The 25,909-nt window shown below is 31.2% G+C and carries 23 protein-coding genes, 1 tRNA gene and 3 pseudogenes; 23 read left to right on the top strand and 4 right to left on the bottom strand.

Annotation, left to right across the window (positions count from 1 at the left end; translation table 11 throughout):
• Positions 1-215 precede the first annotated feature (215 nt).
• From AC1RYN_RS11970 to AC1RYN_RS11960, 3 genes and pseudogenes are all read right to left on the bottom strand, one after another.
• Positions 216-566 carry a helix-turn-helix domain-containing protein gene (locus tag AC1RYN_RS11970; protein ID WP_024564658.1) on the bottom strand — a complete coding sequence of 117 codons (351 nt, stop codon included), beginning with the start codon at positions 564-566 and terminating at the stop codon, positions 216-218.
• A 265-nt stretch (positions 567-831) separates the two neighbouring features.
• A pseudogene (locus AC1RYN_RS11965) lies at positions 832-1,396 on the bottom strand (RteC domain-containing protein).
• On the bottom strand, positions 1,366-1,677 hold the full coding sequence (locus tag AC1RYN_RS11960; RefSeq protein WP_481807133.1) for an RteC domain-containing protein: 312 nt from the start codon (positions 1,675-1,677) through the stop codon (positions 1,366-1,368). Before AC1RYN_RS11960 ends, AC1RYN_RS11965 begins: the two are co-directional and overlap by 31 nt.
• Positions 1,678-2,320: 643 nt before the next feature.
• Between AC1RYN_RS11960 and AC1RYN_RS11955 the strand changes: the two genes are divergently transcribed.
• From AC1RYN_RS11955 to AC1RYN_RS11935, 5 genes are all read left to right on the top strand, one after another.
• Complete coding sequence (locus AC1RYN_RS11955) at positions 2,321-2,791, top strand: hypothetical protein (RefSeq protein WP_481807132.1); 471 nt, start codon at positions 2,321-2,323, stop codon at positions 2,789-2,791.
• A gap of 28 nt (positions 2,792-2,819) precedes the next feature.
• Positions 2,820-3,464 (top strand): hypothetical protein, encoded by a 645-nt coding sequence (locus AC1RYN_RS11950; RefSeq protein ID WP_481807131.1) that lies wholly within the window; start codon positions 2,820-2,822, stop codon positions 3,462-3,464.
• 272 nt (positions 3,465-3,736) lie between these two features.
• Positions 3,737-4,351, top strand: coding sequence for a hypothetical protein (locus AC1RYN_RS11945; RefSeq protein ID WP_481807130.1), 615 nt, complete (start codon positions 3,737-3,739; stop codon positions 4,349-4,351).
• A 37-nt stretch (positions 4,352-4,388) separates the two neighbouring features.
• Positions 4,389-4,661, top strand: coding sequence for a hypothetical protein (locus AC1RYN_RS11940; protein WP_481807129.1), 273 nt, complete (start codon positions 4,389-4,391; stop codon positions 4,659-4,661).
• Between the two features lie 157 nt (positions 4,662-4,818).
• Positions 4,819-5,163, top strand: coding sequence for a DUF2019 domain-containing protein (locus tag AC1RYN_RS11935; RefSeq protein WP_072959210.1), 345 nt, complete (start codon positions 4,819-4,821; stop codon positions 5,161-5,163).
• A gap of 57 nt (positions 5,164-5,220) precedes the next feature.
• Here the strand turns inward: AC1RYN_RS11935 and AC1RYN_RS11930 are convergent, their stop codons facing one another.
• A complete protein-coding gene (locus AC1RYN_RS11930) occupies positions 5,221-5,367 on the bottom strand; it encodes a hypothetical protein (protein ID WP_481807128.1) in 147 nt (48 codons plus the stop codon).
• 1,158 nt (positions 5,368-6,525) lie between these two features.
• Here AC1RYN_RS11930 and AC1RYN_RS11925 point away from each other — a divergent pair.
• From AC1RYN_RS11925 to AC1RYN_RS11840, 18 genes and pseudogenes are all read left to right on the top strand, one after another.
• A complete protein-coding gene (locus tag AC1RYN_RS11925) occupies positions 6,526-7,152 on the top strand; it encodes a hypothetical protein (RefSeq protein ID WP_481807127.1) in 627 nt (208 codons plus the stop codon).
• 118 nt (positions 7,153-7,270) lie between these two features.
• Positions 7,271-7,567: a GmrSD restriction endonuclease domain-containing protein gene (locus AC1RYN_RS11920; protein ID WP_481807126.1), complete on the top strand. Its 297-nt coding sequence runs from the start codon at positions 7,271-7,273 to the stop codon at positions 7,565-7,567.
• Between the two features lie 214 nt (positions 7,568-7,781).
• Complete coding sequence (locus AC1RYN_RS11915; protein WP_481807125.1) at positions 7,782-8,015, top strand: hypothetical protein; 234 nt, start codon at positions 7,782-7,784, stop codon at positions 8,013-8,015.
• A gap of 122 nt (positions 8,016-8,137) precedes the next feature.
• A complete protein-coding gene (locus tag AC1RYN_RS11910; protein ID WP_481807124.1) occupies positions 8,138-8,296 on the top strand; it encodes a hypothetical protein in 159 nt (52 codons plus the stop codon).
• Positions 8,297-8,348: 52 nt separating this feature from the next.
• Positions 8,349-9,170 (top strand): GmrSD restriction endonuclease domain-containing protein, encoded by an 822-nt coding sequence (locus AC1RYN_RS11905; protein WP_481807123.1) that lies wholly within the window; start codon positions 8,349-8,351, stop codon positions 9,168-9,170.
• A complete protein-coding gene (locus tag AC1RYN_RS11900) occupies positions 9,167-11,545 on the top strand; it encodes a DUF262 domain-containing protein (protein ID WP_395414125.1) in 2,379 nt (792 codons plus the stop codon). The genes AC1RYN_RS11905 and AC1RYN_RS11900 overlap by 4 nt, the downstream gene beginning before the upstream one ends.
• Positions 11,546-11,884: 339 nt before the next feature.
• Positions 11,885-11,965: transfer RNA gene (locus tag AC1RYN_RS11895), tRNA-Tyr, on the top strand.
• Positions 11,966-12,449: 484 nt separating this feature from the next.
• Positions 12,450-13,970, top strand: coding sequence for a catalase (locus tag AC1RYN_RS11890; protein ID WP_481807122.1), 1,521 nt, complete (start codon positions 12,450-12,452; stop codon positions 13,968-13,970).
• Positions 13,971-14,108: 138 nt separating this feature from the next.
• On the top strand, positions 14,109-14,633 hold the full coding sequence (locus AC1RYN_RS11885) for an ankyrin repeat domain-containing protein (RefSeq protein WP_481807121.1): 525 nt from the start codon (positions 14,109-14,111) through the stop codon (positions 14,631-14,633).
• A gap of 52 nt (positions 14,634-14,685) precedes the next feature.
• A complete protein-coding gene (locus AC1RYN_RS11880; protein ID WP_481807120.1) occupies positions 14,686-14,850 on the top strand; it encodes an aminopeptidase P N-terminal domain-containing protein in 165 nt (54 codons plus the stop codon).
• 373 nt (positions 14,851-15,223) lie between these two features.
• Positions 15,224-15,460 (top strand): ankyrin repeat domain-containing protein, encoded by a 237-nt coding sequence (locus tag AC1RYN_RS11875; RefSeq protein ID WP_481807134.1) that lies wholly within the window; start codon positions 15,224-15,226, stop codon positions 15,458-15,460.
• Positions 15,461-16,467: 1,007 nt separating this feature from the next.
• Complete coding sequence (locus AC1RYN_RS11870; RefSeq protein ID WP_481807119.1) at positions 16,468-16,866, top strand: hypothetical protein; 399 nt, start codon at positions 16,468-16,470, stop codon at positions 16,864-16,866.
• A complete protein-coding gene (locus tag AC1RYN_RS11865) occupies positions 16,854-18,170 on the top strand; it encodes a hypothetical protein (RefSeq protein WP_481807118.1) in 1,317 nt (438 codons plus the stop codon). Before AC1RYN_RS11870 ends, AC1RYN_RS11865 begins: the two co-directional genes overlap by 13 nt.
• 98 nt (positions 18,171-18,268) lie before the next feature.
• Positions 18,269-21,667, top strand: coding sequence for a T9SS type B sorting domain-containing protein (locus AC1RYN_RS11860; protein WP_481807117.1), 3,399 nt, complete (start codon positions 18,269-18,271; stop codon positions 21,665-21,667).
• Between the two features lie 62 nt (positions 21,668-21,729).
• A pseudogene (locus tag AC1RYN_RS11855) lies at positions 21,730-22,660 on the top strand (PorP/SprF family type IX secretion system membrane protein).
• A 12-nt stretch (positions 22,661-22,672) separates the two neighbouring features.
• Positions 22,673-24,611, top strand: a pseudogene (locus AC1RYN_RS11850) (OmpA family protein).
• Between the two features lie 251 nt (positions 24,612-24,862).
• Complete coding sequence (locus tag AC1RYN_RS11845) at positions 24,863-25,513, top strand: response regulator (RefSeq protein WP_481807116.1); 651 nt, start codon at positions 24,863-24,865, stop codon at positions 25,511-25,513.
• A gap of 195 nt (positions 25,514-25,708) precedes the next feature.
• Complete coding sequence (locus tag AC1RYN_RS11840; protein WP_481807115.1) at positions 25,709-25,870, top strand: LysR family transcriptional regulator; 162 nt, start codon at positions 25,709-25,711, stop codon at positions 25,868-25,870.
• The last annotated feature ends 39 nt before the right edge of the window (positions 25,871-25,909 follow it).

The following is a 25,909-nucleotide window of genomic DNA, read 5'->3' as shown; positions in this document are numbered from 1 at the left end:
AAGGTTAATACATGCTCCTGTTGTTAGGGAGGCAGCACCTAATAAATCCTGATTGTCGAGCAGTTCCTCGCCGTCTATACTGTTACGTTTCTTTTGTAAGTATCGTTAGAATATGGTTACTCAACATATCCAGCCTGTCCATTATTCGCTCCATCCACGACAAAAATTCCATTCTATCAATATTCATAGCTTTTACTTTTAAGAGTTCGTCCCTGTTATTTACCTGATTTCAGATTTCTGCCTTTTTCGATATAGCTTTTGCCCTTTGCCATAAGTTCCGCTACATATTCGTCACTACTTTGCACAGCATTGGCGTTAAGCATATCCTTGATTGCCCCAATCGTATAGAAGTATTGCCCGTAGATTTTGGAGTAGGTTATTTCGCCTTTGGTACGCATACGCCACAAAGTCTTTTCGCTGATGTGCAGGTATTGGCATACCTCGTGATTGTTGAGCCACAAATCATCGTAGCTGGTGTCGTCCAATCTTTTCAGATAATCCGCAATAGCGTTGATACGGCTGTTAAGCTGTTTCCACGCTTCTTCTTCAATGGTTATAATTTTCATTGCATTGCTTTTTAATGTTCACAATGCAAAATTGCTAAGGGTGGCAGTGTTTGTCCGCCAACCCTTGCCAATTGGTTTGGCGGGTTTTTTAAAATTTTTAAATCGGGAGAAATCCTTTATTAAAGAGCGTTTTAAAGGATTTGTAGTTTTGAAACAAGGTAAATAGCCAACATTTGCCAATTGGTTTGTAGTTGGCAACAGCTATAAACAAAAAGGCAGTACATGAAAAGTGTACTGCCCTAAATATTATGATTAATATTAAACACTAAAGGTCTTTATCCATATATTCCTCCAATGAAACTTTAAGCTCATCTAAAAATGCGGTTCGGGAGCCACTTTTAGTTTTCATTCTATGGAATGTGTGATGTATATCGTTTAGCGTAATGCCAAAAAGTATTTGGAACATTAAACTAATTTTTCGCACGCTGATTTTTGTATGAAATCGCACCGGAGGCGTGTAAAGCATAGATTAATTCTGTAAGTGCATTTTTGGTTTCCGTCCAAAATATGTTTTTGGAGCGTTCCGGCTTTTGTGCAATCAAATCGGGGCTTTCTTCGGGATTTATTTTTGTCAGTAGATAAGTGTAGAGTAATTCGTTAGCAATAATCCTTGCTGTCTTGTAATCGTAGAAAGTAGAAAATTCGGGGTCAATCTCAAATACGATACTGTTTAATCCATCGTGGTAGTTTATATTTCCACGTTTAAAATAGCTGTGGTCACGGTCTGTACGTCCCGAACGGTAGTACCTGTAAAAATCGGAATTGCAGATATGCTCAATGTATTCTCTTTTCAGACTTGCTAATTGGTTGGAAAAATAATTGAAATACATTTTGCCATTGCTGAACTGCGACAGGTCGTTTCAATGCGGTAAACCTTATTATAGTAAATGAGTTTGCCAAGAATTTGTGGTTTAATGGTTCTGAAGAATTGTATTTCCTCATTATCATTTTCAAAGTCCTGTTCAATGATTTGTTTCTTGACCGAAAATAATAGGTCTTGAAGATACAAGGTCATTTGATAAGCCTCGTCAATTAGCCTTTCGCTTTGTACTGAAATCTTATCTTCCATATTATGTATCTCTAAAATAATGGTGTGTAAAGAATGTTTCATAGCCAATATTTTTTGTGATGATTACTTAAACTTCAAATTCAGTTTATACCTAATTAACACACAAATATTATGAGATGAAGTGACAAAATACCCACAGTTCAACCACACTGTGCGAATTTTTTTTAACCGTAGGTGGGGGCAACTGTGGAAATAAATTTGCAAATATTTTGTATGAAACCTGTTTAAAGGATATATAAAAAATTAGACGGCAATAAATATTACCGTCCTATTTTTTTGTATATTTGCTATTGATTTACAAGGAAATCAAAAGAAAGCGAGTGCAGAGAGCACCACTACTAAATCGTTACCGATAAGGTTTTCAATTCTTGTAAACTACTCTTTTTGAAATACTTTGAGCCTTATTAATCTTTTTTTATAAAAATAATGAATTAGTTAGTATTGCTAAGTTTGACTTTAAATGTGATAAATATTGTTATACCAACTTTGGGTCAAATAAAGATAGATATTTAAGGAAAGATTGTCTACAGTATAATTATCTCTTTAAAAAATAAGGTTTTTCAGGATGTAATGCTAACATTTTAGAAACAACAATTATATCCCTGATTATTAATCAACAAAATAAAGAAGTATCTAATTAAATCCGAGTTTGTATCGGATTAACTAATATTTAAAAAAGTCTTAAATGATATTGCATACAAAAGAAACATTCCGGAAAGTTTTTTTTCAAAGAATTCATGTAGTTGTTATTTCATTTCTTTTTTTATTCCTATCATGTAAAAATAAAGATGAAGAAATTGGAAAACCTGACCCTTATATATTAACAGAAAATCATATTTCAGAAGATTGTGGTGCTTATCAAATGCGTTTTAAGGATGGAAAATACATTTTTAATTTTGCACTATCAGGAACTTGTAAAAAAATAAAATCCGAAGACTATATAAAAGAATATTCTAGATATTTAAATTTTTATAATGATAGTTTAGTAAATAGAAGAGGATATATCTTACTTCAATATTATGGGATTAATACTAATATAAAATATTTTCAGGAATCTATAATAAACATCACAAAAAGAAATTTCAAGACTCATGTTTCTTTAGTAGAATCTGATGATAAGCATTTTACAATTAAAGTTGGTGATATACCTCTATAAAACTAAATCATTCTTTAAATAATTAATTATGAAAAAAACAATATTACTTATAACTATACTTTTATTCGCAACAACCGGACATGCTAAATTCATTAAAGCTGTTTTATACATGGAAGACGGATCAACAAAAAAAGGAATTGCTGAAATGGTAGAAAGTGATGATTCTAAAGTCTATTTCAAAACAGATGAAGAAGCTAAAAAAGAAAAAATTGAAAGCGCTAACATCAAAAAAATAGAATATGCAGATGGCGAAAGCAAAAAATATATTGCAGAACGATTATATGCCACAACAGCTAACATACTAACAGGCAAATTTTCGAGATCTAAGAAAAAACTGTGGTTTTATATTGTTTATGATAAAAATGTAAAAATAGGTGGTATTGCATCGGAAGGTGGCAGTCGTCCAAATGCAGGAGCAACAAGTACTGTAGTTACTTTTGCTAATACAGCTTATTTTTTTGGTAAAAAAAATAGTGAAGAATTAGTATTTGGCTACGCTACCACAGCATCAAATGGTTTCGCGATAGGAACAGATTCACTCATCAGAAAAATGTCAAGAGAAGCTTTTGCAGATTGTCCAAAACTTATTGATGCAATTTCGAAAGAAGATTTTAAATCCGGATCTGTCATGGATCAATTAAAAACTATTTTTGAGAAAACAAAATGCAAATAAATTTATTGAGTTATACGCTTAAGCAATTTTGTAAAATGCTTATTATTAATTATTTAATTTTATTAGATGTTGTTTTAAGGTCAATCTTTATAGTTGTTTAGAATATTAAACGAAAAATATAGATTCAGTTAACTGATTATCAGGCAATAACTAAGTATATAACTCAATAAATTTATAATTTGCGATGAAAAAGGTTGCTAATTTATACTTAAAAATAGTTAAATCGGAATAGAAATACCGAAGTTCCCCCAAAGAATGAATGATATAAAAAAATGAATTACAATATAGATATTTTAAAAGAAGACACTTTAAAGCTAATCGAAAAATACAAAAGTACTTATTTGCAGAGAGCGTTATATTCATTTCTTCTAAGTCCGGTTAATATGAATAATATTAATGACGATATATTAAAGCGATTAGATTATTTAGATATTTTTTATGATGATAACAATCTCTCTTATAATTACACTCCAACCGACGGTACAAATGGAGAGCCTGAAATACTGGAAAAATTAACGGAGGCCGAAATTGAAATTGAGAATTCATCAAAAGAAAGATTCTGGTCGTTTGAAGAGAACAATTTGTATAAAGAAATTTCTAATTTTAATTGTTTTGAGGATAAAATCGTAAAAGAAGAAGATGTTTATAAAGTATGCTTAAATGATCCATTCTACAATATAGAAGGTTGGATAAATTATTATAATCATTTGTTGGAAACAAAATTCGAAAGTTTCGAGAAGATATTACAGAATGGAAAAACTCAAATAAGATACAAGCATTTTCAAAAAGACTATTTCATAGGTTTTGAGGTTAATTATAGCAAAACGATTAAAGAAATGAAGCATGGTGATTGGGAGACACCCTCTTTTAATTTAATTTGTATTTAAACTTAACGAAAAATTTAAATTAAAAGAAAAAAGTAATTTGGGCATATTTGGACATCCTTACTTTCATCAACCAGCGTATAATTTTGGAGGTTACTTTGCTATAAAAACAGTTAATCCAGTTTCGCCTATGGAATGGGTCATTGATCGAGGAACAGATAAAGAATTTATAGGAAATGGGATGATTAGATTATATAATTCAGAAAAATTTGGGGGAGGATTAAAAAGACACGCATTTTATTATTTTGATATGTTAAGTAAGACAAGCAATGATTATATAGATAGTTTACTTAAAATGAATTTATTTGAATAGTAAAAACGTGATATAGTGTATCCACGTTATGCTATCACTAGGAATATCGGATGGGTATTGTCCCATTTCTGGCGCCAACATAAAGACCATAAATTTATTTTTGTAAGTAAAAACTAGGTAAGGTTCTTAATGTATTAGTGAAAATATTAGAACAGTAATGAAAATAGAAAACGTAGAAAAGGCACTATCAATTTTTGAAGAAGTTTCCATTAAACAATCGGAAGCAATAGAGACAGGAGATTATAAAACAGGAAATAAATTTTATGCTAAAATTGTATTAGCTGCAAATTTTTTAAAAGATGAAAATGCAATCAACAAATTAGAAAATTTTTTGTTGCATGAATCAATTGGTGTTCGCTTATGGTCCGCTAGTTACTTATTGTCGTATAATGAAAAAGACGCCATAAAAGTATTGGAAAGTATTGAAAAAACATCAGGAATACATTCACTTACTGCAGAAACTACATTGAGTGAATGGCGAAAAGGAAATTTAAATTTATAACTTTTAAGGGGAATATCCTGTGAATTATTAAAAATCTGTAGATAGAAAACTAAGAAACTACTGGAAGAACGGAGTGTTCAATGCAACCGGATGATGTGCTGGAACGCCATTACAATTTGGTTCACCTGTCGAACTTACAACACTAAAAGCATGAGAAGATTTTACTGGAAGTGGGTCGCACGAGAATAATCTTTTTATTTCCATCCAAGGAATTCAGACTTAACTTCTTAAATGACTGGGAAAATGGAGGAATTACAATACAATCAATTTATTATAAATAAAACGTGTGTTACGGAAATCCGTAATAATATTTTTGGAAAGTTTAATATATTTGAAATATGAATGATAGATATCAAGATATAATCGACCAGGAACAAGCCAAATTAAATTTAAAATTAGCTGAAATTAATCGTAGCTATAAACGCACTATGTTTACTATCTACGCAACTTTTTTAATTGTTTTAATTTGTTTAATTAGTTTTTTTACCCCAGTTTTAGATTAGTATCGTAGAAATTATTAACAATCCATTTTTTTGATTTAAAGTTTTGCCATCAAAAGTTATTATTTATAGTGCTAATCAAAGTAATAATCTCACTTAAATTATTTACCGATATGTAATCTAAAATAAAATCGTCTGCTTCTTTTTTGTTTTCAGGAGAAGTGGAAAAAAGAGTTAAGATAAAAATTTTCATTTTCATCCTCAATGTGAATAATTTCGGTAAATCCTTTAGTAATCAAACTGCCTTTTAATTTTAATACTTTAAACTGACTATTTCTGTCTATTTCCTTTTTCACGCGGAGTTTTATAGTTTTAGTCATTTTATTAGTTTTTTTGTAAAGTTATAAAGTAAAAAATTAATATTTAAATAGCTATATTTGATTTTTATAACTAATAAGTGCGAAAATCAGAATTGAGAAGATGTTTTAAATTTCATTAAATTATATTTTTATGGTTTCATCATTTTTTGTAATACTGCCCAAATTTTTAGTGTTTTGAAATGGTGTGTGGTTCGCAACCTTTCAATTTTCGACTTTAGCAAAAAGATGAAAGAAACTATTTTATTAACTTTTTCATTTTTCCAAATTATCCTTCAGAATGAAAAAAATTAAAAGACTCAATTGTGAAAAGATAATATACATTTTCACTTTAATCTCTTTTATATTATTGGTAGTTTTCTTTATTAATAATTATAAGAAGACTGTCATACTAAAAAAAGAGCGTATTAGAATAAATAGTAGAAATGTATCTAAAACAAGTGATTTCAAAAAAGAAAGAGCAAGATTTTATTGAAGAAGAGCAAGAAAAAAAATTATAGAAAAAAAACAAAAATGTACGGAAGTAAGATAATTAAAAACTGATTATGAACCTTAATGAAGCCATCCTCGTTAAAATTTTTAAAAACGAAAGTGTCAAAGAAACCCTTAATGATTTACAAAAATTAGAAACGACAATTTCTATTTCTAATTTCAAAACCATTTATTTGGCAGCCAAAATAATCAAAGAAGCTTCATCACAAATTGATGAAATAGTTCATGCATCGGGTATCATGATAGCAAAAGAAGTTTGGCTAAATGAAGATGAGAAAGTAGAATATTTGTCACTTGGTGCTGGAAATCATAAAGAACGTTTTGATATGGAAACCAATTTGAGAATCGCTGAATTCAAATTTGGTAAATGGAATGAAAAAAGTGCAAATGGTATAAGACGTCGAGGTTATTTGGGTAATTATGTTAGTCTTTTAGCGGCAAATGATCCTCGCATTAAATATTTTGTTGTTGAAGACAAAGTAGCATTCATAAAGTTTATGAGTGGAAAAGCAACGTGGAGAAACGTATTGAATAAAAATCCATCAGGTTTTAAAAAGCTGGAAAAATTTATAATTGAGAATAAAAAAGAATATTTAGTTACAGTTGGTGAAATTTATAAAGAATTTGAAGGACGGGTAACCATAATCGAGTTTAATCAAATAATTGAAAACGCAAATTAACGTCAAATTTTAAAGACTTTAAAAGAATACTTCAGCGATTCCATAAAATTTATAATTCCTTAATTATCAAAGAGTTTACAGTTAGAGTTTACAAAAAAAATAAGTAAAAAGTATCAAAATGAATAACGAAATATGCTTAAAATCAATAAGCGAATTATTAGAGGAAAGCTTTTATATATCAGCGTATCAGAGAGGATATAGATGGACTGAACAACAAATTTTTGATCTGTTAAATGATATCTATTCATTTGCTAAAAAGAAAAACAAATCTGAAAAAGAGTTTTATTGCTTACAACCTATTATAGTAAAAAAACATTCTTGGATTAGAACCAGCAATGATAAGGAAGAAACAATAGTTGGATGGGATGTTGTAGATGGTCAACAACGACTAACAACAATTAGAATACTTTTTTAAATATCTTTTAAATGAGTTTTTAACTGGTCGTAGTTTAAAGCAACGGTATAACAAAGACTTATTTACAATAGAATATCAAACCAGACCTGAATTCTATGAATTTCTAGATAATCCTGAAAAGGAGGATCATTCTAATATAGATTTTTATCACATTAGTGAAGCATACAACTTTATAGCAAAATGGTTTAATCAAAAAGTTGAGAGTGATGGTTTGATGTTTGATGATTTATGTGATTCAATTACAAAATTATTGGTTTACAACAAAACTAACCAGAAAGAAGAAGGTGTTGTTCAAGTAATTTGGTATCAATTGGTAGATGAAAAGGCAAATCAAATAGAAACTTTTATCAGAATTAATTTAGGAAAAATATCACTTACTAATTCAGAACTTATTAAGGCATTATTTCTGCAGAGAGAAATTTTGGAGTTGGAGATGGCGCAAAATTAAAACAATTACAAATAGCTCATGAATGGGATCAAATTGAAAATTTTCTACAAGATGAAGATTTTTGGTGGTTTCTCAATAAATCGAATAATGAAGCCTCTTCTCATATTGAATTCATTTTTGACATGATGTGCAAAATTGCCGTAAAAAATGATGAGGATATTGCAAAATTACTAGGTAATGATAAGTTTGTTACTTTTAGATATTTCAATTTACTGTTTGGTGAGGAAATAGATTATGAGACTATAAAGTACAATTGGGATACCATAAAAAAAATATTTTGAAACTTTTGTTGAATGGTATGAAAATCCAATTTGGTATCATTATATAGGTTTTTTGGTTTATTGTGGAGAAAGTGTTTTAGACATATTCAATCTTCTTACAGTTCCTGAAATTGAAACTAAAGAAGATGTAACTGATGCTTTAGTTCAGCGAATAAAAAATAAACATCTCAAAGGAATTAGCTGGATAGAGAAAATTGATGATAATAATGAAAAAACATTTGCACTAAATCTATGCTATGTTAGTGATAAGTATTTACTGCGTAAAGCACTATTATTATTTAATTTAGAATACATTGTTAAAAAAACTAACCAACAAAATCTAATTTATAAATTCCCTTTCAAGGCATTTAAAGCAAATAAAAAAAATAATGATATAAATACTGCTTGGGATATTGAACACATTGATTCTGCAACAGAAAATAGTTTAACTAAAAATGATGATCAAAATATCTGGCTTAAAAATGCACTGATAGATGTTCCAGAGATTAATAAGGATAAAGTCTTATTTGCAGAGATAAATAATTTCATAACTAGTCAAAAGGGAGATTTTGATCAGCTGTTTAAAAAAGTCCAAGCAATTTCAAATGAGGAACAATTGACTGATGAACTTAAAAATAGTTTAGGAAATCTAACACTTTTAGACGCTGGAACAAATAGGGGTTATGGCAATGCTTTATTTGTTACCAAAAGAAGGATAATTATAGAAAAAGATAAAAAAGGTGTGTTTATTCCAATCTGTACCAAAAATGTTTTTCTAAAATATTTTGACGGAAACACTACAGGTAAATGGACAGCAGAAGATATTATAGCTTATAGAACCGAAGTAGAAAATACTTTACAAAAATTTCTACCAACAAAAAATTTGACAAAATGAACAAATATAATTTAATAAACTTACTTTCAGATGTAATTGAGATAAGCGAGGGAGAAACAATAAAAAAAGTAAAACTTGACGGAATAAAAATCCCTATAATTCAACGTGATTATGCTCAAGGACGAAAAAATGAAAATATCATTAGAAATCGTTTTTTAGAAGCTCTCTTCGATGCTTTAGAAAATAACAAAGAACTTGAGTTAGACTTCGTTTACGGCTCTATAATAATGAATAATAATGATGAAAATGTATTTCTTCCTTTAGACGGTCAACAAAGATTAACAACACTTTACCTCTTATATTGGTTTGTTGGAAATAAGGAATTGAAAGATCAAGAGCTAACAAATCTTAGAAAAAAATTATTAGGATTTACTTATGCAACAAGAACAACTGCAACCGCTTTTTGTGAAAAGCTAGCTGAAATTTCGTTTAACGAAGATCCATCAAAAGAAATAAAAAAATCTTATTGGTTCCATAAAAGGTTTGAAAAGGATCCAACCGTTATAGCTATGCTTAATATGCTTGATGCTATTAAAATAAAGTATAAAGAAATCAACAAACCATTGTTTAATAATCTTAATAAACTTTGCTTCTATATACTTCCTCTAGATGGCTTTGAACTAACAGATGAGTTATATATAAAAATGAATGCTCGTGGAAAGCAATTAACCGATTTTGAAAATCTCAAAGCAGATTTAAATAATTGGATGATTAGTGATTCAAATAAAATGAAAGAGAACTTTCAAAAAGAAATTACTTATAATAATCTTTCAATTCCTTATTACCTTGTTTTACTCTCTAAAATTGATAATACCTGGACGAATATATTCTGGAATCAACTTTTAAAAGTAAAAGAAACAATTAAGGAAAAAGAGAACAGAAATAAGCTGAAGATGGTTATTGATCCATTCTTTATGAATTTCATATCTCGTTATATTATTAATACACATATTTTAGGAAGCACAAAAACAAATTTAGAAATTGAACTTTCGATAACATTTAGATTCTTTTATAATGAGGCGGGTAATCCAAAATATAATTCCTTTGAGTTATATGAGGAGGTCTTTAAGCAAGATAAAGTTATTGAAAATTTAGAAAAAACATTAGATACATTAGCTCAGAATTATGAAGAAATAGCAGAAATCATTAAGCCTATTTGGAATAAAGGACCAAATTGGTCACTTACAGACGAAAGAATTAATCAACAACAAAGAATATTATTTTGCGGAATATGTTTATACCTTGAAAAAAACACCTTTGAACCAACGTACTTTGCTAATTGGATAAGGGTTGTATGGAATTTAGCTATTGATCCTGATATCAGAAGTATTAGCCCGATGATCAATACAATGAAATTAATTAAAGAGTTGTCAATCGGAAGTGAAAATATCTATGCCTACTTTGCTACTCAAGAATTTCAAGATATTATAAATAATAGAAAAGATTTTTTCAAAACGCAACTTGAAGAAGAAAAGATTAAAGCTTCATTAATAATAAACCCTAACTGGGAAGAATATATTCTTAAAGGTGAATCGCATCCTTTATTCCTTGGAAACATTGGTTTTTTAATTAATGATAATCCTGATATAGATTTATTTAAAAAAAGAATTGAAAATGCATTTCTGTTATTTGACTATTCTGGGTCAAACAAAAGTTTTAGTAAGCAACACGATTTGTTTAGATACTTGATAAGTAAATTTTCGACTTGGAATCAAATTGAAAATTTTATCTATAGTGATTCTGAAAATAATTGGAGATTAATTTTACGTCGTGATACTGATTATAAAAACAAACACTACATTAAAGAAATCTGTTCTTTTAAATCAATTGATAAAATAAAAGAGCATATTACAGCAGCTTTATTAATTGAATCTTCGGCTACTGGTTGGAATGCTAATTCCCTTTTTAAGGTAAGAAAAGCACATACCAATCTTTACTTTTATGCTGATTTTTGTTCTTGGATGCAAAAAACTGGTGCAAATAAAATAAAATGGCTTCAAGAACATATATATATAGTGCGCCCAGGTGCTTGGTATGACAAAGTAATGATAGATTGTTCTAGAAATGAATTAATAACTCTTGCCTTGGTTGAATTTAAATTAAACTCTGAGGGTAAACAGTGCGGGAATAGTATGTTTTTCAAAGAAGAAAATATAAAATTTACAAAACATATTGGGGAGCGTCTATTTGTAATAATTTTTGGAGCAACTGGATATTTTACAATTAAAGAAAAAATTGAAGAAGTTTGGACAGAAATAATTTCTGAAGACTATACGCAAATCAATACTATTGATGAATTGAGAATTTTCATGAATAATTATAAAAGTAAATTAGAAACTAATGTTGATAAAGAACCACTTAGATTATTTGAATAAATGATAGATATAGATTACTTTAACCTAAAGCTTTTGTTGTTGAATGTAGTTTATTAAAAATAAGTTGTATTTTTGCTTAATAAAAAAGGATTATAACGTTCTTTAAAACTCAAGAAGTTTCTTGCAGAAGCTTTTTTTTAAGATATTGTAGAAAAAATGATAATTGTGGCAGATTCATGGCACAGCTATTTTCTAAAAATAAAAAGACGGTATTAGTGCGGGTTTCGTTCAATAGGTTCGAACCCCTCATCGCCCACAAAAAAAACTCCATTAGAAATTAATGGAGTTTTTTTATGACTTACGTGAGTCTATGGATTGTAAATCCAGGCAATCAAATTTGGGGAGATACTCAAGCGGCCAACGAGGGCAGACTGTAAATCTGCTGTGTGAACTTCGCAGGTTCGAATCCTGCTCTCCCCACAAAAGAGGAAAAGAAGTGAAAAAGGGAACTTCATCAATCTTTTCAAAATCTCAAACATTTAAAAACCTGTAAATTGAGAGATTTACAGGTTTTTTGCTTTAAAACACTTTTCAATATTTATAAAAATAGGATCAGGTGCAAAAGTTGGATCAGGGATCAAACGCAAAAGTTAGGGATTAAGTAAAAAGATTAGATAATCTGAATGAAAAAAACAACTAGCTTAAAAAAAATAAAGTAAACTTATAATGAGGAGATACTAGTTTTATTTTAAGTCTTGTATTGAATATAATTCACCAATATAAAAATTAGATGTCTCATACTTACTGATTTTAAAGTAAAAAATAAGTAATGGAATAAACGATGTTATATCTTATAATCAATATACATTCAACGTGTTAGGTTTTACCTATGTCAACATTGTTTTTATCAGTTTGAATTTATAAATGTGTCCATATACATTTGTCCTCTAAAACAAAATGCTATATGAAAAAAAGATCAATTCTGTATGCTTTGGTTATGTCATCAATATCAATAATGGCACAACAAAAGCCGATTACGACTAATACGGGTACTCCTGTTGGTGATAATCAAAATTCAAAAACAATCGGTCAGAATGGCCCCGTTTTATTAGAGGATATTCATTTAATCGAAAAACTAGCTTCTTTTGATAGAGAACGCATACCAGAAAGAGTAGTTCATGCCAGAGGTATTGGAGCTTATGGCGAATTTATAGCTTCAGGAGATTTCTCAGGCTATACAAGGGCATCTTTATTTGAAAAAGGGAAAAAGACATCAGTTTTTGTACGTTTTTCTACTGTTGTACACGGTGTAGGTTCTCCAGAAACTTTGAGAGATCCAAGAGGGTTTGCAACTAAATTTTATACAGATCAGGGGAATTATGATTTAGTAGGAAATAATCTGCCTGTATTTTTTATTCGTGATGCGATTAAATTCCCAGACATGGTACATGCTTTCAAACCTTCTCCTGTAACTAATAAACAGGATGCAAATAGAGTTTTTGACTTTTTTAGCAACATTCCTGAAGGAACACATATGCTTACACGTGTTTACTCTGATTACGGAATACCTGCTAATTACAGACAAATGGACGGCTCTGGGGTGCATGCTTTTAAGTGGATTAATAATGCAGGTGAAGTAACTTATGTAAAATATACTTGGAAATCATTGCAAGGTGTAAAAAATCTAACAGCTGCTGAAGCTACAGAAATACAAGGGAAAGATTTTCAGCACGCTACCGTAGATTTGTATGAAAACATAAAGATGGGGAAATATCCATCATGGGAACTTTATGTACAATTGTTAAAAACTAGTGATTTTGATAAACTGGATATCAACCCACTAGATCCTACTAAAGTATGGCCTGAGAATATAGTTCCTTTACAGTTGGTTGGAAAAATGACTTTAAACAGAGTTCCAGATAATTTCTTTCAAGAGGTAGAACAGTCTGCATTCTCACCAGGAACATTAGTGCCTGGAATAGAGGCTTCTGAAGACAAGCTGTTACAAGGGCGTTTATTTTCATATTTTGACACACAGCGATACAGAATCGGAACAAATTTTCAACAGTTGCCTATAAATGCTTCTAAAGCAGCGGTAGTTACTAATAATCAAGATGGTGCTTTTTCTACAAGGAAAGGAAATGGAGATATTAACTACGAACCGAGTGCTTCTAAAAATGGATTTACAGATAATGAAAATTATAAATATTCAAAATCAAACTTCTCTAATGCCATTACCACTCAACAAAAAATTAATAAGCCCAATGATTTTAAACAAGCAGGGGAGTTTTATCGTTCTCTAAATGAAGCAGAAAAGAAAAACCTAATAAGTAATCTCTCAGGTGACTTAAAAGGAGTAGCCAATAAAGATGTCGTTAAAAAAATGGTTGGTTATTTTTACATGGCTGATAGTGATTATGGTAAACGTTTAGCAAAAGAGCTAGTTTTGTCGAGAGAAGATGTAGAAAAAATGTTTATAAGATAACAGTTCAAGTATGCTTTAAGAAGCAATACAATTCTAGAAGAAGGAATTCAATTTTTAATTAAAATGAGCTCCTTTTCTATTATTTAAGTCATAACGATACAGATGCTTCTTCGGCTACACTAATTATACATCAAGAAAATGAAGATAAAACACAACATGTCTATTTTATTTTTAATACTATTTCCATTTTTTACAATTTCTGCTCAAGAAGATATTTTTTCAGCCGCACGTACCAATGATATTGAACTATTGAATAAGCTATTGGTTGAAAATAAAAACATTAATAGTGTGGATGAAAGAGGTAGTACAGCATTAATAATAGCTTGCTATAATGATAATTACGAAATGGCAGAATTATTATTAAAAAAAGGAGGAGATCCTAACATTCAGGATAAAATGGGAAATACGGCACTTATGGGAGTGTGCTTTAAACGATTGGATAAAATGGTTGAATTATTATTGAATCATAATGCAGCTATCAATCAAAGAAATTATAATGGAGCAACTGCACTAATTTTTGCGGCAACCTTTGGTGCTCATTCAATAATAAAAATTTTATTTGATAGGGGAGCGGATATAACAATACGTGACCGATTTAATAAAACAGCTCTTGATCATGCAATTCTTCAAGAAAATGAAATTGCAGTGCAACTTTTAAAATAGAAAAATAATGTTAATTGTTTTTCTTCAAAATTTAAATACTCTCTAATTATGTATGCCTAATAATAAAAATAATGTGATGTGGTTTACACAGAACAACGATTTATTCTATTTAATAGGAGTCGATCAGGACGAAACTATTTTGGTTCGTTATCCAGATACATATAAAGAAGAGAATCGAGCTATTTTATTTGTAAAAAAAAGTAAACGAACAAACTGAACTTTGGGATGGGGATTTCCTTACCAAAGACGAAGTAATAATAATTTCGGATATAAAAACGTAAAACTGGTTCATGAATACGAAAAGATATAATAGCTTTTTGTTTTTGAAGCTGATACTTATCATTTGGTTTACAATGAATACATTAAAAAAAAAGGATCTGAAATGATTTTAAATCTAGAAAAATAAAAATAAAACATACATAAAACAAGATAATATAATCTGAGTTTATGATAATATATTGGCACGAGAAAAGCTATAAATTCAAAATATTTGCACTGGCTAATAATAAAACCAGTATATGGAATTTAAATTTAATTTTAGGAAAATTGCAATGCTCTTTTTTGTAATGTGAAACACAACTAATTCTTGAATAAGAAAGATTAGTTACAGGAATTGTAACTATAATGGAATAACAACACTAATTTTTTCGGCAACCTTTGGTGCAGATTCAATAATAAAAATTTTATTTGATAGGTGTGTAGATAAAACGATTCGTGACCGATTTAATAAAACAGCTCTTGATCATGCCATTCTTCAAGAAAATGAAACTGCAGTACGGCTTTTAAAACAGATCTTAATAATAGACATAGAAAATGTGTTTGTTTAGTACTGTTGGTTTTTTTTTTAAAGAAAAAAACTACAATAAAGTAATGGGTATTGTTTATTTGTCAGCTGTTTTTAAGTTGAAAAATTAAATAGATGTTTTTTTTAGTTTTTCTTTAATTTACTGGCTGTCATAGTCTTATATGGGTGAATGAATTAAATAAAAAAAGCAAATATTTTTTTATTTAATTCATTTTATTTTAACATTTTTATTATTTAGAGGAGTGTTTTGTGGTTTTATTTTTCTTAAATTAGTGTTAATTATATGTGTAATTATGATAATTACTATTTTATTTTTAAAATTATTGGGAAAAATAATGTAAAAAAAAAAGCATCTAATTATGGTTAATTTTAATTGTAAGAATATTTATTTTTTTCAAATATTAAAATACTTGATTATTGTATTTCTTATCTTTTTTTTGAATCTGTAAAACTTTAAGTATCTGTTTTTTAGTAACATGGGTACTTATGTGGTACCTAATTTTTAGGATTTGATCTAGGTTTTGTAATAAATTTGCCTAACATTTAGCTGTAGTATAGTTATCCCCAAATTAATTTATACTACAAATTGCTTACTTAACCTCACGAGCTATTAAAAGTAGTATTTGTTTTTTTCTTGTTAAATAAAATTTTCAGGTCATAAAATTCAAACTCTATTTTTTAATTAATGAATTGCAAAATTATTAACACAAACAAAGTCTGAATAATTGTCATTTTAGGTATTGAATTGTTGCTAAAAAATTCATGATGAATTTAAGCATATGTTATTTTGTACACCACTTAATAAGAAATAACTCATTACAGACTAAATTTTATCTCAGTGTTTAATAATTGTTGTTGCTCCTTATATCTGTAATTATTAATCGATTTAATATGTTTATTATGAACCATTTTTATTTTTTAGGCACTATAAGCCTAAGGCGAAATCATTTTATAAAATCTTTTTTAATCAATTTAGAAATATAATAACTGCGAAACATGAAAAAAATTACTTTAATTAAAAAGCCCTGTTTGACAAAGGTTTCTCACCTTAGATCGGCTTTATTGCTATTTCTACTGGTGAATTTTACAATGCAAGCGCAAGCAACCTTACCTGCATTTACTCTAATTGTAACACCAACGCCAGAGACTTGCAGCAACAATGGCGCATTAGCATTTAGTACTACAGGAACAGATCCCGGTGCTACTGTTACCTATGCTATATATAAAGCTCCAAATTTTAGCACGGCACTTGTTACAACAACAAGCAATTCTCAAACAGGACTAAGCGGAGGCGCTTATCGTATCGTTGCCACCCAAAGTATGGTCGGACACACGAGTAATTCTCAAACTTGGGATGGTAATATAAGTGCAAATGTGAGTCCGCTGAATTTTACTGTTACCAAAACAGATGTGACTTGCCCAATTTAGGCGTAATTAATGTCACGATTAATGCAGGTACTCCTGCAGCTGCTAATGCGTATAAAATTACTGGTCCTATGAATGTAGGTCCTCAATCGAGCGGTTCTTTTACAGGTCTTAGCGGAGGTTCTTACGTAGTATCAGTTACAGATAATTGTGGGGAGATTGTAACTCAAACAGTTACGCTTACTGTATTTACACCTAATGTCGTATTTGCGGATGGTACTAATGGTGTTAGTAGTTATAATACAGAAAGAAGTGCTTGTGGTTTTGGCGATTTTCGACAATTTATAAAAGCAGGAGCAGATAGTAACGTAATGGTTTACCCGCTTCAGTTTGACTATATTGTTCATCCACCTGGTGGAGGAGCTGATATAATAACTTCTAAAACAATTACAGGTCTTAATCGTTTTGGCAGTAGTACTGATGACATAACTACTTCTATTCCTTTTTATAGTACATTTTTTGTATTAGATCTAAAGATCACAGATGCTTGCGGAAATGTCTTTACTACTACCCGAGATATTAATAATCCTGCAGAAGTATTTCCTCAGATTTTACCTGCAGATTGTATGGGATCCTATATTTCTTTAGGTACTGAATATATGGTAAGTACTTTGCAATACGAGGTTTTATCGGCACCGCCGGGATATACTATTGGTCCTGCATCAAATTCTAACCTTGTAGGAGGTGTTGGAAATCCAATACCAGATGGGGTTTATATGATTCGTGTAACGGATGCTTGCGGTGTTTTTATTGATAAAGAGGTTACTGTATCTACTCCAACTCCGAGTGTATGGGTATTTCCGGGAATAGGTTGTGGAGCTGGAAATGGTACATTTTCGATATCACAAAATACTTCAACATATACTTTTGTAAGTGCAAGAATTTTGGCAGGCCCTTCGGGTTTCTCAGGTTCTTATCCTGTTGACGTTACATCTCGTATTACTGCAGACGGATACAATGTTGTCTTTGATGATGTTGCGGGAGGAATATATAAAGTTGAAACGACTGATAATTGCGGACATATCATTAGTACTGATGTGACTGTTATTGGTTATGACCAAGGAACTGTAGTTGCATCTAAAGTTCAAAAGTGTGGTAGTTTTGATGTTAATTTGAGTGTAACAGGAGATAATCTTGTTCAAGCTAATCAGAATATACGTTATTGGTTACAAATAAAAGACCCTTCAAGTAATAATTGGGGACATCCTACAGCAGGAGGTTTTTCTAGTGATGCGCCAAGTGTATCAAATGCCCAATCATTAGTCAGCAGCAAGGTTCTTGGACAGCACCGGGGACTTATAGAATAGTAAAGACTTTTACAACCCTTGAACTGTATCCAGGTGTTGCTAATTATGGTTATGGAAGAAAATGTTATGATGTTCTCTCAACTTTTGATTATACTACAATGGGGTTGAAAGCGAAAGATTTATATTCGTTTAAATGTGCAGATGGGGTACATTATAACGCTTCTATAACTGGTTATGACGGTGTTGAACCTTATACGTATGCGATTACTACTAAAAATGGTAACCCATTTGTAGTAAATAATGGTAGCAGTAGTCTTTTTACTGGTTTAACTGGTGGTATCTATAATTTTACGATTACAGATGACTGTGGTAATGTGGTTAACTCTTTACTTGATATTGAAAAACTTGGATTACCCAAATTAACAGCTGTAAATATATGTAATGGTTCTACAACAGGAAAACTTTCTGTAGATGGAGTTCCATATCTTAATTTTAGTTGGACAAAAGACAATGATCCAACTGTATTGAGTACTACTTCAACGTTGTCTTTTCCAACATTTAATACAGCTACTGATACTGGTATTTATCATGTAAGACTTACTTCGTCTCCTCCTGGATCTTGTGTAGATGTTGTTTTGGATTATAAAATAACATCAAATTTAGATAACCCAAATTCTGGGGCAGATAGTTCAACAGCTGTTTGTAGATCGGTTACCAACTTAGATTTAAATACATTGCTTCCTGCAACTGCTGATCCTTATGGAACGTGGGTAGAAACAACTACCCCATCAAGCGGTAACTTAAATGGTCATCTATGGTCACCATCAGTATCTGCAACAGGATCATTTACATTTACATATACTGTGAATGGGTTATGTTCAGGGACTTCTGTGTCAACTTATACAGTTGTTAATACAGCTGCTCCAGCTGCACCAACAGCCGATGTAACTCAACCTACATGCGCTTCGGCTACTGGTACTGGTACTATTACGGTTACAGCCCCTGTAGCAGCTCCAGACATTACTTATACACTTACCGGAACAAATCCTGTAAGTCCAGCTATTAACAGTACTACTGGTATCTTTACAGGAGTAACTCCAGGTATTTACGATGTTACAGCTTCTGCTGGAGCCTGTGTATCTGTAGCAACAAGTTATACTGTTAACGTACAACCAGTAACGCCAGCTGCTCCGGTATTAGGTACAGTAACTCAGCCAACAACTTGTGCTTTACCAAATGGAACTTTCCAAATTCAGGCTTATGATGCTACTACTTATGATTATACGTTTACACCAGCTGTAATCAGTACTTCATTAACAGGACTGGTAACCGCATCAGCAGGAACTTATACTGCAACAATTACTGATAAAGTTTCAGGATGTATCTCAGCTTCATCTGCAAGTGTAACAGTAAACGCTGCACCAACTGCACCAGCTGCACCAGTATTAGGTACAGTAACTCAGCCAACAACTTGTGCTTTGCCAAATGGTACTTTCCAAATTCAGGCTTATGATGCTACTACTTATGATTATACGTTTACACCAGCTGTAATTAGTACTTCATTAACAGGACTGGTAACCGCATCAGCAGGAACTTATACTGCAACAATTACTGATAAAGTTTCAGGATGTATCTCGGCTTCATCTGCAAGTGTAACAGTAAACGCTGCACCAACTGCACCAGCTGCTCCGGTATTAGGTACAGTAACTCAGCCAACAACTTGTGCTTTACCAAATGGAACTTTCCAAATTCAGGCTTATGATGCTACTACTTATGATTATATGTTTACACCAGCTGTAATCAGTACTTCATTAACAGGACTGGTAACCGCATCAGCAGGAACTTATACTGCAACAATTACTGATAAAGTTTCAGGATGTATCTCAGCTTCTTCTGCAAGTGTAACAGTAAACGCTGCACCAACTGCACCAGCTGCTCCGGTATTAGGTACAGTAACTCAGCCAACAACTTGTGCTTTACCAAATGGAACTTTCCAAATTCAGGCTTATGATGCTGTAACTTATGATTATACGTTTACACCAGCTGTAATTAGTACTTCATTAACAGGACTGGTAACCGCATCAGCAGGAACTTATACTGCAACAATTACTGATAAAGTTTCAGGATGTATCTCGGCTTCATCTGCAAGTGTAACAGTAAATGCTGCACCAACTGCACCAGCTGCTCCGGTATTAGGTACAGTAACTCAGCCAACAACTTGTGCTTTGCCAAATGGTACTTTCCAAATTCAGGCTTATGATGCTGTAACTTATGATTATACATTTACACCAGCTGTAATCAGTACTTCATTAACAGGACTGGTAACTGCATCAGCAGGAACTTATACTGCAACAATTACTAATAAAGTTTCAGGATGTATCTCAGCTTCATCTGCAAGTGTAACAGTAAACGCTGCACCAACTGCACCAGCTGCTCCGGTATTAGGTACAGTAACTCAGCCAACAACTTGTGCTTTACCAAATGGAACTTTCCAAATTGAGGCTTATGATGCTGCTACTTATGATTATACGTTTACACCAGCTGTAATAAGTATTTCATTAACAGGTTTAGTAACCGCATCAGCAGGAACTTATACAGCAACGATTACTAACAAAGTTTCAGGATGTATCTCGGCTTCATCAGCTAATACTGTAATAGAATCTGTAATTTGTGCAATAGATGATGATTATTCATCAACACCAATCAATGGAAAAAATGGCGGTAAAACTACAAGTGTATTAATAAATGATATTTTCAACGGATCAGCGGTTATACCTGTTGAGGTAAACCTAACAGGTGTAAATGTTCCGGCAGGATTAACTTTAAATGCAGACGGAACAATAACAGTAGCTCCTAACACACCAACAGGAAATTATGTGGTTACTTACAGTATTTGTGAGAAGTTGAATCCATTAAATTGTGATACAACAACAGCTACTGTGGTTGTGGCTTCAGCAGTAATCCATGCAAATGATGATGATTACACTGCAGTATCAATTAATGAAAAAGATGGAGGTACAACACCCAATGTGTTAGAAAATGATACTCTGAACGGATTCCCTGTCATAGTAGCTGAAGTAAACTTAACTGGAATATCTGTTCCGGCTGGATTTACATTAAACACAGATGGTACAATTACAGTAGCACCAAACACGTCAGCTGGCAATTATAGTATTAGTTACAACATCTGTGAAAAAGCAAATCCAACAAATTGTGATACAGCTACAGTTTCAATTGTTATAGATCCATCTTGTATTATAGAAGTCTTTAATGCTGTTTCACCAAATGGGGACGGGGAAAATGATGTATTTAGAATTGATGGATTAGAATGTTTCCCTGATAATACTGTAGAAATTTATAATAGATGGGGAGTTTTAGTGTATGACCTTGATCATTATAATAGTTCAGACAGAGCGTTTAAGGGAATATCTGAAGGACGTGTAACAGTTAATCAAAGCGCAGAATTGCCTGCGGGAACATACTACTACATCCTAAAATATAAAGACAACGACTCAAACGGACATTCGAAAGCTGGATACTTGTATTTAAACAGATAAATTTAAATTAATCCCTGAGAGATGGAGATCTTTTCTTCTCAGGGATTTAAATAAAAAAACAGATGAAAAAAACTATATTAAGATTTGTTTTGCTACTGGCAACAATCGCAAGTTATGGACAACAAGATGCTCAGTTTACGCAATATATGTACAACACTATAAACGTTAATCCTGCCTACGCAGGATCTCGAGAAACAATGAGCATTTTTGGTTTGCATCGTACACAGTGGGTAGGACTTGATGGCGCACCAGTAACTAATGCAGCGTCGATTAATACTCCAATTAATGGGAGTAATTTAGGAATAGGAGTTTCTGTTGTCAATGATAGAATTGGTCCTTCAGATGAGAATAATATTGCTGTAGATATTTCGTATACAATTCACACATCAGATCGCTATAAGTTATCTTTTGGATTAAAAGGTACAGCTAATTTATTGAATATTGATTTCACCAAGTTAAATCAATACGATAAGAATGACTATGTTTTTGAAACCAATATCGATAACAAGTTTTCTCCTAATATAGGAGCGGGTGTGTATTTGCATTCTGACAATACATACATTGGTTTATCGGCTCCACAATTGTTAGAGACCAAACACTTTGACCGCTACGCAGGTTCTGGATCTAATAGCCATGTAGCTAAGGAGAACATAAATTTAATACTTAATCGCAGGTCATGTATTTGATTTAAGTTATAATGTGAAGTTCAAACCAGCCTTATTAACTAAATATGTGCAAGGAGCACCTTTGCAAGTAGATGTATCTGGAAATTTTTTAATCAACGAAAAATTTACTGCAGGTATTGCCTATAGATGGAGTGCTGCATTAAGTGCCATGGTTGGATTTCAAGTAACTAATTCTTGGTTTATCGGGTATGGGTATGATCTAGACACCACCCGATTAGGTAATTACAATTCAGGATCACATGAAATCTTCTTGCGATATGAATTGTTCAATAAATATGATAAAATGATATCTCCAAGATTCTTCTAAACTATTACTATTATGAAAATAAAAACTCTATTTTATAGCACTATTTTTAGTGTTCTGGCATTACATAGCTATGGACAAAAAGCAGGAATAGTTGCGGCCGACAAGAAATATGAAAGATATGCCTATGTTGATGCTATCGCTACTTATGAGCGTGTAGCAGAGAAAGGGTATAAAGACGAAAAAATGTTTTCAAAAGCTTGGTAATGCTTATTATTTTAATGCTCAATTGCCTCAAGCTGAAAAATGGTATGGTGAACTTTTTGCAATGAACCAAAACCAGGAGCCTGAATATTATTATCGTTATTCTCAAACACTCAAGGCTGTAGGTAGTTATACTAAAGCTAACATGATGTTAGAGGAATTCAATAGGAAATCAGGCAATGATCTAAGAGCTAAATTATATGATAATAATAAAAATTATCTGGAAATAATTAAAGCCAATTCAGGTCGTTTTGATATAGCTGATGTTAGTATTAATTCGGTATCTTCTGATTACGGAGTTTTGCAGACAATAAATTAGTTTTTGCTTCAACAAGAGATACTGGAGGAGTTTCTAAAAAAGTGTTTAGCTGGACCAATCAATCGTTTACTGATCTATATACTTCTGAGATAAAAGTTGATGGAGAAATGGGAAAACCTTGAGCGCTTTAGCAAAAAAATCAATTCAAAATTTCATGAGTCAACACCAATATTTACTAATGATGGCCAAACGATGTATTTTACCCGAAATAATTATTTAGGTAATAAAAAAGGAAAAGACAGCAAGAGTATAACGCTATTGAAATTGTACAAAGCAACGCTAACAGATAATCAGTGGGGTAATGTAACTGAATTGCCTTTTAATAGTAATAACTATAGCGTTGCACATCCAGCATTAAGTTTAGATGAGAAAACATTATATTTTGCCTCAGATATGCCAGGGACATTAGGCCAATCAGATTTGTTTAGTGTAAAAATTAATAGTGATGGCAGTTTTGGTGTTCCAATGAATTTAGGAAAGACCATTAATACGGAAGGAGAAGAAAGTTTCCCATTTATATCTGGAGATAATGAGCTTTATTTTGCAAGTGATGGACATCCTGGACTTGGAGGTTTGGATGTATTTGTTTCTAAGATAGAAAATGACAACAGTTTTGGTGAAGTACAAAATGTAGGTGCTCCAATAAATAGTTCTCTGGATGATTTTGCTCTTCTGATAGATAGTAAAAACCGAAATGGATTTTTCTCTTCCAATCGAAGTGGAGGCAAAGGATATGATGATATTTATCGTTTTTTAGAAATACGCAAACTAACTTGTGAACAATTATTATCCGGGATTATAACGGATCGTGAAACTGGTGCTGTCCTTGCAGACTCAAAAGTAAGTTTATACAATGAGAAAATGGAGTTAATAACTACCACAACAACCAACTATAATGGAAGTTATAAATTCGAAGTAGTGTGTGGAAAAACATATTCGGTACGAGCAGAGAAAAAAGATTACGAAACTAAGGAAGAAAGAGTTTTGATAAATAATGTTACAGGAAAAACTAAGCTGTCATTACAATTAGAGCAACGAATTAAACCTATAGAAGTAGGTACAGATTTAGCAAAAACCTTAGATATACCGATTATCTATTTTGATTTAGACAAATCATTTATTCGTAAAGAAGCAGCCTTTGAATTAGAGAAAATACTTGTAGTAATGCAACAATATCCAAAGATGAAAATTGATGTTCGTTCTCATACGGATAGTCGGGCAACATTTAAATATAATATGGCATTATCAAACAGAAGAGCCAAATCTACAATCGAATGGTTAGTGAAAAATGGAGTTTCTTCGAATAGGCTAACAGGAAAAGGATATGGCGAAACACAATTGGTGAACCATTGTTCTGATGGTGTAAAATGTACAGAGGAAGAACATCAGGCTAACAGACGAAGTGAGTTTGTGATTATTTCAATGGAGTAACTAATGAAAATATCGTTATTTGAACAGTATTTTTAGTAAATAATGATATAAATATACGAGAAGGGATAAGCATTTTTTAGTAACTATTTTGATTGTTACTACAGCTGATTCCCTTCTTTTTAAATTAGATTTCTGATAGTCTTATCTTTTTTAGGACTAAGTCAAATCTTAGAAATCAGAATACAGATAGAGTCGTTATTTACTATAAATAGCATGTTTTTGATACTAAAAGTAAAAATAGTAAGCTTAAAATGAAACAACCACATAATTATTCCTTTTTAATTGCTGATCGTCATTGTGTAGTTCGGTATGGACTTTCTTTAATTATAAAAGAATCATTTAAAAACGCTGCAGTTTATCAAACAAAATGCTTTAATGATATAATTGAAACCCTTACAGAAACTAAGATTGATTTATTAATTATAGATGTAGATTTTCCAGAAGGGAGTAGTCTGAATATTCTAAAAGAAATAAAATCAATTCAGCCTAGTATAAAAATTTTAATATTTTCAATCTGTGATGAGGATTCGTATGCAATACGATATTTAAATGCGGGGGCATCAGGATTTCTAAGTAAAGAAAGCTGTGAAGAAGAAATAAAACACGCCATAGATGCAATACTTTTTTCAGGGAAGTTTATCACTCTTAGTTTAAAAAATAAAATTTTAGATTCTTGTATTTTAAAAAAGCCAGTTAATCCGTTAGACCTTTTATCCAATAGAGAACTTGAAGTAACTCGTTTGTTAGTAAATGGATATGGGAATTTAGAAATGATGAAAATTCTAAAGATAAAATCAAATACGATAAGCACTTATAAATATAGAATTTTTGAAAAGTTAGAAATAGATAACTTAGCAAAATTGATTAAACTTTATTTTCAATATTCAGATGTAGAAAATTAGTTTATTAAATCATTTATTACCCAACACAAAAAAATGATGCAGATTTATATTTATTATAGTAAAGTGGCATTAATTAGGAAGTATGTGAGCTCATTATTATATTCTAAAAGTGTCGTCTTTTTAAAAGACAAATGTATATTTGTATATATACTAAAACTAACAAAATTTAAAACAATATAGTTTAAATCTAATATTTTGAATATACAACAATTAGAATACATCGTTTCATTAGACAAACATCGTCATTTTTTAAAAGCTTCTGAAGCTTGTTTTATTACACAAGCCACTTTAAGCGGAATGATTAAAAAGCTTGAAGAAGAGAGGTGCTGCCTCCCTAACAACAGGAGACGCTATTAACCTTAGCAAGACCTAACTGAACCAAGTAAGATGAAAAAA

This window comes from Flavobacterium sp. TC780 (genome assembly GCF_056783245.1).
Note: the sequence above shows the minus strand (reverse complement) of the source record. Positions and strands in the feature narration are given on the sequence as shown.

Excerpts from the sequence above, each read along its gene's own strand:
- AC1RYN_RS11970 (WP_024564658.1), bottom strand. The coding sequence starts at position 566 with ATGAAAATTATAACCATTGAAGAAGAAGCGTGGAAACAGCTTAACAGC.
- AC1RYN_RS11880 (WP_481807120.1), top strand. The coding sequence starts at position 14,686 with ATGCCTAATAATAAAAATAATGTGATGTGGTTTACACAGAACAACGAT.
- AC1RYN_RS11885 (WP_481807121.1), top strand. The coding sequence starts at position 14,109 with ATGAAGATAAAACACAACATGTCTATTTTATTTTTAATACTATTTCCA.
- AC1RYN_RS11945 (WP_481807130.1), top strand. The coding sequence starts at position 3,737 with ATGAATTACAATATAGATATTTTAAAAGAAGACACTTTAAAGCTAATC.
- AC1RYN_RS11925 (WP_481807127.1), top strand. The coding sequence starts at position 6,526 with ATGAACCTTAATGAAGCCATCCTCGTTAAAATTTTTAAAAACGAAAGT.
- AC1RYN_RS11950 (WP_481807131.1), top strand. The coding sequence starts at position 2,820 with ATGAAAAAAACAATATTACTTATAACTATACTTTTATTCGCAACAACC.
- AC1RYN_RS11910 (WP_481807124.1), top strand. The coding sequence starts at position 8,138 with ATGATGTGCAAAATTGCCGTAAAAAATGATGAGGATATTGCAAAATTA.
- AC1RYN_RS11930 (WP_481807128.1), bottom strand. The coding sequence starts at position 5,367 with ATGGAAATAAAAAGATTATTCTCGTGCGACCCACTTCCAGTAAAATCT.
- AC1RYN_RS11890 (WP_481807122.1), top strand. The coding sequence starts at position 12,450 with ATGAAAAAAAGATCAATTCTGTATGCTTTGGTTATGTCATCAATATCA.
- AC1RYN_RS11920 (WP_481807126.1), top strand. The coding sequence starts at position 7,271 with ATGAATAACGAAATATGCTTAAAATCAATAAGCGAATTATTAGAGGAA.
- AC1RYN_RS11900 (WP_395414125.1), top strand. The coding sequence starts at position 9,167 with ATGAACAAATATAATTTAATAAACTTACTTTCAGATGTAATTGAGATA.
- AC1RYN_RS11915 (WP_481807125.1), top strand. The coding sequence starts at position 7,782 with ATGTTTGATGATTTATGTGATTCAATTACAAAATTATTGGTTTACAAC.
- AC1RYN_RS11955 (WP_481807132.1), top strand. The coding sequence starts at position 2,321 with ATGATATTGCATACAAAAGAAACATTCCGGAAAGTTTTTTTTCAAAGA.
- AC1RYN_RS11960 (WP_481807133.1), bottom strand. The coding sequence starts at position 1,677 with ATGAAACATTCTTTACACACCATTATTTTAGAGATACATAATATGGAA.
- AC1RYN_RS11860 (WP_481807117.1), top strand. The coding sequence starts at position 18,269 with ATGGGGTTGAAAGCGAAAGATTTATATTCGTTTAAATGTGCAGATGGG.
- AC1RYN_RS11845 (WP_481807116.1), top strand. The coding sequence starts at position 24,863 with ATGAAACAACCACATAATTATTCCTTTTTAATTGCTGATCGTCATTGT.
- AC1RYN_RS11935 (WP_072959210.1), top strand. The coding sequence starts at position 4,819 with ATGAAAATAGAAAACGTAGAAAAGGCACTATCAATTTTTGAAGAAGTT.